This is a genomic window from Kumtagia sp., assembly GCF_059502445.1.
On the sequence record NZ_JCACER010000028.1, the window covers coordinates 67,791 to 79,502 of the forward strand.

Below are 11,712 nucleotides of genomic sequence, written 5' to 3' on the forward strand. Positions count from 1 at the left end.
CGTCATCTTTTGCGTCTTCGCTCGCCGGCATTCAGCGGCCGTTGAAGCCGGTATCGATGTGCGGCTCCCAATAGGCGACCGATTCGCGGATCATCTCGACGACGTTGCTGTCGGTCGGCTCGCGCTCGCGGAAGGAGAGCTCCATGCAGATCTCGTTGTCGGTGCCGCCGGCTTCCTTCACCGTCTGGATCAGCTTCTCCGGCTGGATGCGGCCGTCCTTGTTGTGCTGGGCGGTGAAGGGCCAGTGGCCGCCCTTGTTCATCGACGACTGCTTGACATGGATGATGGGCGACTCCCGCGGGAAAGCCGCGGCCCAGGCATAAGGATCGGTATCGTCCGGATTGGACGAGGTGACGTCGCCGTGGTCGATGTCGACGATCATGCGGAAGGGAATGGCGAGGTCGGCCGCCGCCAGCCGCCGGTCGAAGGCGCGGCACTCGGCGATGGTGTGGCCGAACTCGCGGCCGACCGACATCGGCTCCCAGAAGAGATAGGAGAGGCCGGCCGCCCTGCCCTGCTCGGCGACATCGCGCCAGCAGTCGATCACCGTCTCGATCAGCGCCGCGCGGCGTTGCGGATCGTCGTAGTCCTTCTGCGTGAACACGGCGAATTGCGAGCCCATGCCGTCGGCGCCCAGTTCGCCGGCGATGTCAGCTAGGGTGCGGAACCACTCGACATAATATTTGCGCACGTCGGCGTCGGAATGGCCGAAATGGTTCAGGCGGCCATAGGTGCTGGTCATCACCGAGGTGATCCTGATCCCGGTCCGGTCGATCGCCTTGCGGAACTGGCGCAGCCGCTTGGTAATGACCGAGGCCGGCCAGGACGGGTTGATGAACTCCGGCGTCAGCTGGACGTAGCCGATGCGGATGCGCTCGGCCAGCGTATCGACGAGGTCGTCGACATCGGCGAACCGGTTGACCAGCGGATTGGTATTCAGCGACAGCCTCAGCGCCATGGTCTTCCTCTCCTGATGCGCGGCGCGCTCTGCCCCGGCGGGCTTGCGCGTCCGCGATCGTTCCCTTTCGTCACGCCGCCTTCCAGGAGGCGACGAGGATTGCATCCAGCGCCGCCGGCAGCTCGTCAAAACCGTCGATCAGCGCGTCCGGCTCCAGGCTGGCGAGCGGAACCTTGGAATACCCGTAGCTCAGCGCCACCACCGGAACGCCCGCTGCCTTGGCGGTGGCGATGTCCACCTCGGAATCGCCGACGAAGACGACCGGCGCGCCGCCGCCCGTTGCGCGTGCCGTCTCGGTGAGGTGGCGCGGATCCGGCTTGCCGACGCCGAAAGTGTCCGGTCCGGCGACGACGGCGAAATAGCGGCCGAGGCCGAGATCGTCGACGATGGCGCGGGCGAAGCGCTCCATCTTGTTGGTGCAGACCGCCAGCCGCCAGCCTTCCGCCGCGAGCATGGCGAGCACGCGTTCGACGTCCGGATAGGGACGCGTCTCGCGGGACAGGCGCGTCGCATAGATCTCGGTGAAACGCTTCACGTCGGCGGCGCCCTGCTCGTCCCGCCAGACGACGCCGCGCAGCGTCAGCGCGCTGCGCACCAGATTGGGTATGCCGTGGCCGATCAGCTTGCGCGCCGCCGGGATGCCGATCGCCTCGAGGCCTTTTTCGGCCATCAGGCTGTCGAGCGCGCCGGCGAGGTCCGGCACGCTGTCGACCAGCGTCCCGTCGAGATCGAAGACGATCGTTCCCCTGGCGCCCGTTGTCGTCCCGATGTCCATCGCGGCCATGTCCTCTGGTGCGTGATCCCGAAGTCTTTCCGGAACTATGCGGAAAAGACGAAGAATTGGAGTCGGATGATCGGCTTCATCCACATTTCATCCAGCACCAGGGCATGAGCCTGAGCAATCGAAGGCGTTTCGAACAAGGGTCATGCAGCAAAAACAGATAGATGGAGCCGGATTCCGATTCATTTCGATAACACCCCGCTAGGCGTGGATGGCGCGGCCGTCGGAAGCCAGCACGGCCTCCTGCAGCGCCTCCGACAGGGTCGGATGCGGGAACACCGTCGCCAGCACCTGGTCGCGCGTGGCGCCGAGCGTCAGCGCCAGCGAGAACACCGGAACGAGTTCGCTGGCGCCTGGGCCGATGATGTGGGTGCCGACCAGCCGCCCGCTGCCGCGCTCGCAAAGCACCTTCACCAGCCCGTCGGTCTCGCCGAGCGTCACCGCCTTGCCGTTGCCGCGGAAACCGAAACGCCCGACATCGACCGCGAGCCCGGCGGCCGCCGCCGCCTCTTCCGTCAGCCCGACCGACGCCACCTGGGGATGCGAGAACACGCAGGACGGGACCGGCCCCGCCGCCGCATGGGTGGGCCGTCCGGCGATCGCCTCGACGCAGCGTATGCCCTCGTGCTCGGCCTTGTGGGCGAGCATCGGCGCGCCGGCGACATCGCCGATGGCGTAGAGGCCGGGAACGTTGGTGCGCCCGGCGCCGTCGACCGCGATCGCGCCGTTTCTGACGTCGACGCCAAGCCGCTCCAGCCCGAGGCCGTCGATGTTGGCGACGACACCGGCGGCCGACAGCAGCCGCTCCGCCGCGACCCGGCGGGTTTCGCCCTGCGCGTCGGCGATCACGGCAGTGACGCCGTCCGCCGCCGGGATCAGGCTGGAGACGCCGGCGCCGCAGATCACCTCGACGCCCTTCTTGCGTAACGCCTTCGCCATCAGCTCGGCGATCTCCGCGTCCTCCTGCGGCAGCAGGCGGGGCATACGCTCGACCAGCGTGACCATCGTGCCGAGCGTGGCATAGAGGCTGGCGAACTCGACGCCGATGGCGCCGCCGCCGACGATGACGAGCGAGGCCGGGACAACTGCCGCGGTCATGGCATGGTGATAGGACCACACGCGCTCGCCATCGGGCTCGATGCCCCGCAGGCGGCGCTCGCGCGCGCCGGTGGCGACGATCACATGCGCCGCGCGGTAGTCGCCGGGCGGCAGCGCGCCCTTCGGCGCGTCGGCACCGGACGGTTTTACGCGCACCAGGCCTGGCTCCGAAATCTCGGCCTCGCCCCAGATCGTGTCGACCTTGTTCTTGCGCAGCAGGAACTGGACGCCCGAATTGAGCTGGGCCGCCACCGCGCGCGAGCGATCCACCATCTTCGCCAACCTGACCGAAGGCTCGGCCACGCCGATGCCGAAGGTCGAGGCGCGGCGCAGGCCGTCGAGCAGCTCGGCCGAATGCAGCAGCGACTTGGTCGGAATGCAGCCCCAGTTCAGGCAGACGCCGCCAATGTGGCTGCGCTCGACGATCGCCGTGCGCAGCCCGAGCTGGCCGGCCCGGATGGCGGCGACATAGCCGCCGGGACCGGCGCCGACGATGATGACGTCATAGGCCGACATCGGGCCTTCCTTTCAGACGCTGAAGCCGGGGCGGGTACGACCGCGATCCGGAACCGACCGCCGCCACGCGCCGGAACGGCGCGCGGCAGGGGCCGGGAGGAGAAGCGCCGGATCAGCCGGCGCTTCGGACGGTTTCGGTGACGAGGCGGCCGACCAGCGCGGCGGCCTCGATCTGCGGCAGGTGGCCGACCTGCGGCAGCCGGTGCAGTGCCACATGCGCCGACACGCCTTCGGCCTGTGCCGCGGGAATGATCCGGTCCTCCGTGCCGACGATGACGCGGGTCGGCCCGCCGAAGCGCTTCAGCGCGTCGCGCACCGAGAACAGCTGCGTGCTGCCGGCAAAGACGCCGCTTGCCAGCCTCGCCTGGTTGTCGACCATGGCCGTGCCGTCGCGACCGGCGAGCGTCGCCCGCACCAGCACGCCCGGAAGGGTCGCCGGATCGTGGACCAGCAGCTCGAGCCACACCCTCAGCGCCGCCTCGGAGCTTGCCGACAGGAAGCCCGCGACATAGTCGCCGTTGATCTTCGGGCCGAGCCCGGCCGGCGAAAGCAGCGACAGCGAGCGCACGTCCAGGTCGCCGCCGCCGGCAATGCTTGCCGCCACCGCCGCGCCGAGCGAATGGCCGACCAGGTGCAGGCGCTCGACCTTTTCGGCGGCCAGGGCGCCGTGGACCGCGGCGACCAGCGCCTCGAAATCGCTCGCCGTCACGCCGGCCGCGGAGCCGTGCCCGGGCAGGTCGAGAGCAAGCACCGGATTGGCGAGGCCGAGATGCGCCAGCAGCGGCCGCCAGGCCGACAGCTCGCCACCAAACCCGTGGATGAAGACGACGGGATCGCCGGTACCGGACTGCAGCGTGCGCAGCGGCAGTGTTCCGCCCGCAGCAGGGCGCGCCGGTCCGCCGCTGAAAGCGACCACGGAGGTCGGGCCGCCCTTGCCGCTGCGCTGATAGGCTTCGACGTCGCGCTTGACGACGGCGCCGCGCGGGCCGCTGCCCTGGATCGCCGCGAGATCGAGCCCGGCGGCGGCAGCGATGCGGCGGGCGAGCGGCGAGGAGCCGCCCGTCCCGGTCCTGAGCAAGGCCTCGGCCTGGTGGCCGGCCTCGACGGGCAGGACGGCGATGCTTTCCGCGGCCTTGCCTACGATCGCCTGGGCGTCCTCGCCGGAGAAGCCGGCGGCAGGCACGCTCTGCAAGACCTCGCCCTCCTCGCCGACCATGATCAGCGGTTCCAGCACGGTTGCCATCTCGCCGACCGCGCAGCGAATCTCGAGCACCGTGCCGGTCTCGAAGGCCTCCACCTCGAACACCGCCTTCTCCGACTCCACCTCGGCGACGATGTCGCCTTTCCCTACCGTGTCGCCGACCTTGACGTTCAGCGCCGTGACCTTGCCTTCGGTCAGATCCTGCCCGACCTGCGGCATCAGAATGGGACGTGCCATGACGGTTCCTCCCTAGGCGACGCGGCGCAGCGCGGTTTCGACCGACTGGGCGACGAAATCCACCGTCTTGCGGGTGGCGGCCGCGAACTCCGCCGCGGTGCTGGCGAAGGCGCCGAAGCGCGAAAACTCCTCCGGCTTCATGCCGTCGAATTCATAGGCCTGGCGGAAATACGGAATGCGCATCAGCTTCTCCAAGGTTTCGGCTGGAGCGTCCTCCTCGATCGCGCCCGCATCGAAGGGCGGAAGGCGGTCCTCGGCCTGCATGAGCTGGGCGATGTAGCCCGGCGGGCAGGTGTAGACGAAATCGCCGCCGGCGATCTTGGCGATGTGCCAGCTCGACGCCGTGCCGCCGGGGCCGCCGTCGGCGACCCGCATCGAGCACTGCAGCATCTTGCTGGGATGGCCGCGCTCGCGGCCGTAGCGGTAAGCCCGCTTCAGCACCGCCAGCTCGCCAAGCAGGATGTCCTCGGGCGACAGCGCGATGCCGCGCGCCTCGGCCTGCGCCTTGAGGTCGCCGACATTGCCGAGCCTGGCCGACATGTGGGTGATGACCGAGCGCCACCGCGACAGGTCGACGCCGTTCGCCCGGGCGCGCTCCAGCCCACGCGACACTGCGTCCATGCAGGCGACATATTGCGGCACGGTGAAGGAGGTCGTGTTGTTGGTCGCGATGCCGCGCGCCGTCAGCTCCTCGATGACCTCGTAGCCTTCTTTGGAGCCGGGTATCTTGACCATCACGTTGGGCGCGATCGCGGCGAGCTCAAGGCCCTGCTCCAGCATGCGCGCCCCGTCGGAGACGAAGCGCGGATCGACCTGGCCCGAGACGTAGCCGTATTTTCCGCCGGAGACGTCGAACACCTTGCGGATCATCGCCGCGCCGCGGCGCACCACGTCGAGATAGATCGCCCAGTAGATGCCTTCGACGTCGCCGGCTCCGCTCCCGGCGGCGAGCCTGCGGATCTCGTCGGCCCAGAAGCCGGGATCGGCCTGGATCGCCTGCAGGCAGAGCGGCGGGTTGGTGGTGACGCCGCGGAAACCCATTTCGCCCGTCGCGGCTGCATGGCCGGCGTCGAACAGGCGGGTGAGTTGCGCTTCCCACTCCGCCCGCTTGGCCGCTGGGGCGTCCTTCAGCACGGCCGCCTTCCAGCCGGCATAGATCAACGGCGAGGAATCCCACCAGATCTCGCAGTCGGGGTTGGTCGCGGCGAGCTTTTCCAGCACATGAAGAGCCATCGTCGTGTCCCCCTCACTCGGCGGCCAGCGCGAGCGGCTTGGCGTGCAAGGCGCGCCGGGCGGCGGCGACGATGTCGTCGACTTGCGGAACGCTTGCCTTCTCGAGCTCCAGGTTGAACGGAATCGGGATGTTCAGCCCGGCGACGATCTCGATCGGCGCGTCGAGTTCGAAGAAGGCCTCCTCCTGGATGATCGAGGCGATGTCGGAGGCGACTCCGCCGCGACGCACGGCCTCCTGCACGATGACCACGCGGTTGGTCCTGGCAACCGAGGCGAGGATCGCCTGCTTGTCCAGCGGCACCAGCGTGCGCGGGTCGAGCACCTCCGCCTCGATGCCCTGCTCGGCCAGCTTGGCGGCGGCTTCGAGCGTGCGCGGCACCATGTTCGACCAGGCGATCAGGGTGACGTCGCTGCCCGGCCGCTTGATGTCGGCCTTGCCGAACTCGACGACGTGCTCGTCGTCGGGCACCAGGCCCTTGGTCATGTAGAGATGCTTGTGCTCCAGGAACATCACCGGATCGGACTGCCGCAGCGCGTATTTCAGCAGGCCCTTGGCATCCGCCGGCGTCGAGGGCATGACCACCTTCAGGCCCGGAATGTGGTAGAACAGCGCCTCCAGGCTCTGCGAGTGCTGCGCCGCGACGCCGCCGCCGGTGCCGCCCTGGGTGCGCATGACGAAGGGCACGCGGCCGTCGCCGCCGGTCATCAGCCGGAATTTCGCCGCCTGGTTGACCAGCATGTCCATGCCGAGCATGGCGAAGTCGATATAGAGGATCTCGACGATGGGACGGGCGCCGGCGATCGCCGCGCCGACGCCGACGCCGATCATGCCGGCCTCGGCGATCGGCGTGTCGCGCACGCGGTTGGGTCCGTATTTCGCCAGCAGGCCCTCGGTGACCTTGTAGGAGCCGCCGCGCTCGGCGATGCCCTCGCCCAGGATGAACACCGTGGCGTCGCGCTCCATCTCCTCGTCGATGGCCTCGCGCAGCGCATCGCGATACATGATTTCTCTGGCCATGATGGCTCTCTCTCCCCGGAAACTCAGTAGGCTTCGACGAATTCGCGGAATTCGGCGAGCGAGATTTCGCGGCTCGCCTTCGAGAACGCGACGGCGTCCTCGAACTCCTGCCTGATCTCGCTCTCGATCGCGTCGATCTCCGCCTTGTCGACATCGGCCATCTCGACCAGCGCGTTGCGGGCGCGGTCGACCGGATCGCGCTCCTTGTAATAGGCGAGCCGGTCGGCCGGCATGTATTTGCCGGGGTCGTTCACATGGTGGCCCATGTGGCGGTAGGTCTTGGCCTCGATCAGGATCGGCCCCTCGCCGCGGCGGCACTTCTCCACCGCCTGCTGCGTCAGGTTGTAGACGGCGAGCGGGTCGTTGCCGTCCACCTGGTGGCTCTCGACGCCGATGCTGAGGCCGCGCTTGTAGAGTTCGACCTCGCGGGTCGATTCCTCGATGCGGGTCGACACCGCGTACTGGTTGTTCTCGATGACCAGCACGAAGGCGAGGTTCCAGATGGCAGCGAGGTTCAGCGATTCCAGGAAGGTGCCGTTGTTGGAGGCGCCGTCGGTGGTGAAGGTGACGGTCACCGCGTCAGAACCCTTGATTTGCGCGGCGAGCGCGGCGCCGACGCCGAGCGGCGTGCCGGCGCCGACGATGCCGTTGGCGCCGAGATTGCCGGCGCTGATGTCGGCGATGTGCATCGACCCGCCATAGCCGCGGCAATAGCCGCTCTCCTTCTGCAGCAACTCGGCCACCATGCGGTTGACGTCCGCGCCCCAGGCGATGCAGTGGCCGTGGCCGCGATGGGTGGAGGCGATGAAGTCACCCTCGCTCAGCGCCGCGCAGACGCCGGTGGCGATGCCCTCCTGGCCGAGATAGGGGTGGAAATAGCCCCGGATCAGGCCCTGGCGGTAGAGCTTGATGCCCTCGGTCTCGAAAACGCGGATCTTGTAGGCTGTCCTGAAAAGTTTTTCCAGAAGCGCCCGCGAAGGGGCGTTCGCCTTGCTGGCCTGCGCTGACATGGATGCTCACTCCCCGGATTTCCATGATTTTCCGATGGAAACCTGCCTAACATTCCGCTTTCCCCTTGTCGAGAAAATTTTCTTCATGATTGCGAACCTTATCCCGGGCCACCTTGCCGGCAGACCAGGAGAAACTCGTTAACAGACTATAGACGTTACTTTTTACGGCCGCTCAAATTGGAAAATCGTCGCCGAAAAGGATGCGTCCAAAGGGCAAGGCGCCCGACCGCTCATCTTGGAGCGCGGACAATTCGGAAAATTTCTTTCAGATACCGTCTCACGTTCGTCGTATCCACCCGAAGGACTCCAACGCCATCCCGCCAGCGCCGCATCTCCCCCGGCTGGCCGTCGGTGCCGACGCGTCGATCGATCGCGGGTAAACTTTTCTTCTACAGATAGAGATGATAGTTAGCGGCCCATGCCGCCGTTTTTGCGGCGCCCTCTGACATGACGAAGCGCGCATGACGGACTCGCCCTCGACCCCTGATCTCAGGCACAGCGACCTCCTCGAGCGCATCCAGGAGCGCTACGGCACGCTGCGCAAGTCCGAGCGCATCGTCGCCGACTTCCTGCGCAACAATTCCGACAAGCGCCTCGACAGCTCGATCACCGAGCTCGGCCGCACGCTCGGCGTCAGCGAGGCGACGATCAGCCGCGTCAGCCGCGCGCTCGGCTATGGCGGCTATCCCGACATGAAGCTGTCGCTGGCCGAGGGAACGCGCAACCGCAGCGCCTTCGTCAACCTGCCGCTGGAGATCGACGAGACCGACTCGCTGGTCAGCACCAGCGGCAAGCTCGCCTCGCTGCTGATGGCCGGTCTCGACGGCACGCAACGCATGCTCGACGCGCACCGGCTGGAGCTCGCGGTCGAGGCCTTGCGGAAGGCGCGCAAGATCGTCTTCGTCGGCGTCGGCGGCGCCGCCGCGATCTGCGACGAGGCGGCGCATCTGTTCATGAAGGCCGGCCTCGACGCGACCAGCTATCGCGACGGCTATACGCAGACGATCGTCGCGGCGACGCTGCAGGCGGGCGATGTGATGGTCGGCGTCTCGCACACCGGAACCACCGAGACGGTCGCCGACGCGCTGGTTCTGGCCCGCGACAATGGCGCGACGACGATCGCCATCACCAGCAACGCCGCCTCGGACGTGGCCAGCGCCGGAACGGTCGCCCTGATCACCTGGAGCGCCGGCCATCAGCTCGTGCCGCTGCACGGCGACTTCCTGGAGGGCCGTCTCAGCCAGCTCTTCCTGATCGACCTGCTCTATGTCGCGACGCTGTTCCGCACGGGCGAACGGATCGCCGAAGGCCTGCGCACCACCGGCGCGGCCCTGGAACGACGCTATCGCCGGCGCGGCGGCAAGACCGGCTGAGGCGGTTGCCGGCGCCGCGGGATCCCGGAGCCGTGGCTATTTTGGCAATGGCGTTCCCCCTCTCCGTCTCGGGCTTCGCCCTCGACACCTCTCCCCACATTCGTGGGGCGAGGAACCGCTGCCGCGAAGGCGGCGCTCCTCCAGCCTGGGTTCCTCGCCCCCACGAAGTGGGGGAGAGGTGTCGAGGGCGAAGCCCGAGACGGAGAGGGAGAACGCCGCATCTGCAATCGCCCCTCCTTGAGATCGAAAGGCACAAGCCCGACGGCCGCCCTGACGAGCGACCTCAGGCGGCAGCCGGAGCCTCGACCAGCGCCCGGCACGTCGCTATATCGATCCCGCCGGCGTCGAGATCCGGCACGATCCGGTCGGCGCGGGAAAAATCCTCCGCGCCCGTATAGGACGACACGGTGACGATGCAGCGCATGCCGGCCGCCTTGGCGGCGCTGAGGCCGTTGTTGCTGTCTTCGACCACCAGGCAGCGCGACGGCGTCAGGCCGAGCGTCGTCGCCGCCAGGTCGTAGATGTCGGGCGCAGGTTTCTTGGTGGCGACGGCGTCGCCGGCAAAGACGGCAATCCTCTCCGACCGGTCCCGCCCCAGCATGACGTCGACCACCGCCTGCACGGCCTTCTCGTTGGAGGTCGAACAGACCGCCAGCGTGATGCCGGCGGCAATCGCCTCGTCGACGATGCGCCGGATTCCCGGCCTGAGCGGCAATTCGCCGGTGCGGATGAGGCGCATGAAAAGATCGGTCTTCAGCCGGTGGATCGCCGCGATCAGCGCATCCTTGTCCGGATGTCCGGCCGGCCATCCCGTTTCGTCGAAATGCCGGCACATGCGCTCCTTGCCGCCGGCCGTCGTCAGCAACTCGCCATAGCGCGCGACGCTCCACTCGGTATCCAGGCCGAACTCGGCGAAGGCCTGGTTGAAGGCGATGCGGTGGCCGTCGCGTTCGGTGTCGACGAGCACGCCGTCGCAGTCGAAGATCAGCGCCTGCATCACGGCCGGGCCTCCAGGCCCGCCGCATGTGCCGCCCTGCCGGCCGAGCCGAAGGCCCTGATCATGTCGAGCACGTCCTTCTTCATCGCCTCGTACTGGCCGGCGATGAAGGGCAGCGGCTCCTCCAGTTTCGGCTTCTCGGTCCGCACGCCGACAAAGCCCTCGATGAAGCGATGCTTGTGCATGGTCGAGATGTTGACCTTGGCGCAGCCATTGGCGATGCAGCGGTCGAACTGCTCCTGGCTGAGCCCGGTGCCGCCATGCAGCGCGATCGGGATGGGAACCGCCGCGGTTATCCGCGCCAGAAGGTCGTAGGCGATCTTCGGCTGGCCCTTGTAGAAGCCGTGCGCCGTGCCGATCGCCGGCGCGAACACCGCGAGGTTCGGCATGTCCTTCACGAACGCCACGCATTCGTCGTAGTCGGCGAGGATCGCCGCATCCTCGGCCACGAACTTGTCGTCCTCGACGCCGCCGATCGCGCCGATCTCGGCCTCCAGTCCGACGCCCGCCGCCTCGGTCATGCGATAAATCTCCTGCGAGCGCGCCCGGTTCTCGGCGAACGGCAGCGCCGAGCCGTCGAACATGACGGAGGTCCAGCCGGCGTCGATGCAGCGGCGGATGACGTCGGCGTCGCTGCAATGGTCGAGATGCAGCGCCACCGGCACGTCGACGTCGTCGGCCAGCATGCGCACCCAGCCGGCGATCGCCTTGTAGCCCCAGTGCTTGATCGTCTTGACCGAGACCTGGACGATGATCGGCGCATCGAGCGCGGCCGCGCCCTCGACGATCGAACGGGCGCTGTTGTAGTCGATCATGTTGAAGGCGGCGATGCCGTAGCGTGCCGCCTGCGCGCGCTTCAGCAGCGGCCCCATCGTCACGAGTGCCATGGTGTCCATCCCCGGTCAGGTGGTTGTCGTTGCGCCGCGATCTGCGGCGCCAAGTCTTTGTGGTCGTGCCTCTTCCTATCAGCTCGGCAATTCTTGTAAATAATTTTCTTGCACAATCGCCCCCAAGAAATCCACCATTTTAGGCCAAGGCAACCGCTGCAAGCGACCGAAAGCGTTCAAGCGAGCGAGCGCGCTGCAGTGCCCTACGTGCAAATCTGCAAATTTCCTTCGCAGCAACTGAAAACGCGACAACCGGGGATTTTAGTCCCCGGTTGCCTGGCATGCTGTTCGGGCTTTCGCGCCTACTTCGACCAGCTCTTCACCAGTTCGTCATAGTTGACGGTGATGGGCTTTTCCTTCTCGTTGTCGATCTTGAGCTGGGGTGCGAGGTTGCCGGCCTTGA

General features: G+C 67.5%; 10 protein-coding genes. 1 reads left to right on the forward strand and 9 read right to left on the reverse strand.

Going from position 1 to position 11,712, the window contains the following annotated elements; genetic code table 11:
* Positions 1-31: 31 nt before the first annotated feature.
* The 7 genes from AC5JDC_RS12205 to AC5JDC_RS12235 form a co-directional block, all read right to left on the reverse strand.
* The gene (locus AC5JDC_RS12205; RefSeq protein ID WP_495841586.1) at positions 32-958 is read right to left on the reverse strand and encodes a sugar phosphate isomerase/epimerase family protein; all 927 of its coding nucleotides are present in this window, start codon (positions 956-958) and stop codon (positions 32-34) included.
* Between the two features lie 70 nt (positions 959-1,028).
* Positions 1,029-1,733 carry a phosphoglycolate phosphatase gene (gph, locus tag AC5JDC_RS12210; protein WP_495841587.1) on the reverse strand — a complete coding sequence of 235 codons (705 nt, stop codon included), beginning with the start codon at positions 1,731-1,733 and terminating at the stop codon, positions 1,029-1,031.
* 207 nt (positions 1,734-1,940) lie between these two features.
* Positions 1,941-3,353 (reverse strand): dihydrolipoyl dehydrogenase, encoded by a 1,413-nt coding sequence (lpdA, locus tag AC5JDC_RS12215; protein WP_495841588.1) that lies wholly within the window; start codon positions 3,351-3,353, stop codon positions 1,941-1,943.
* 112 nt (positions 3,354-3,465) lie between these two features.
* The gene (locus tag AC5JDC_RS12220; protein ID WP_495841589.1) at positions 3,466-4,791 is read right to left on the reverse strand and encodes an acetoin dehydrogenase dihydrolipoyllysine-residue acetyltransferase subunit; all 1,326 of its coding nucleotides are present in this window, start codon (positions 4,789-4,791) and stop codon (positions 3,466-3,468) included.
* A gap of 12 nt (positions 4,792-4,803) precedes the next feature.
* Positions 4,804-6,024, reverse strand: coding sequence for a transaldolase family protein (locus AC5JDC_RS12225; RefSeq protein WP_495841590.1), 1,221 nt, complete (start codon positions 6,022-6,024; stop codon positions 4,804-4,806).
* Positions 6,025-6,037: 13 nt separating this feature from the next.
* Positions 6,038-7,042, reverse strand: a complete 1,005-nt coding sequence (locus tag AC5JDC_RS12230; protein ID WP_495841591.1) for an alpha-ketoacid dehydrogenase subunit beta — start codon at positions 7,040-7,042, stop codon at positions 6,038-6,040.
* 23 nt (positions 7,043-7,065) lie between these two features.
* Positions 7,066-8,052: a thiamine pyrophosphate-dependent dehydrogenase E1 component subunit alpha gene (locus tag AC5JDC_RS12235; protein ID WP_495841592.1), complete on the reverse strand. Its 987-nt coding sequence runs from the start codon at positions 8,050-8,052 to the stop codon at positions 7,066-7,068.
* A 461-nt stretch (positions 8,053-8,513) separates the two neighbouring features.
* Between AC5JDC_RS12235 and AC5JDC_RS12240 the strand changes: the two genes are divergently transcribed.
* Positions 8,514-9,425 (forward strand): MurR/RpiR family transcriptional regulator, encoded by a 912-nt coding sequence (locus AC5JDC_RS12240; protein ID WP_495841593.1) that lies wholly within the window; start codon positions 8,514-8,516, stop codon positions 9,423-9,425.
* A gap of 283 nt (positions 9,426-9,708) precedes the next feature.
* Here the strand turns inward: AC5JDC_RS12240 and AC5JDC_RS12245 are convergent, their stop codons facing one another.
* Positions 9,709-10,422 (reverse strand): HAD-IA family hydrolase, encoded by a 714-nt coding sequence (locus tag AC5JDC_RS12245; protein ID WP_495841594.1) that lies wholly within the window; start codon positions 10,420-10,422, stop codon positions 9,709-9,711.
* Positions 10,422-11,309, reverse strand: a complete 888-nt coding sequence (locus AC5JDC_RS12250; RefSeq protein WP_165816182.1) for a class II fructose-bisphosphate aldolase — start codon at positions 11,307-11,309, stop codon at positions 10,422-10,424. The genes AC5JDC_RS12245 and AC5JDC_RS12250 overlap by 1 nt, the downstream gene beginning before the upstream one ends.
* Between the last annotated feature and the right edge of the window lie 403 nt (positions 11,310-11,712).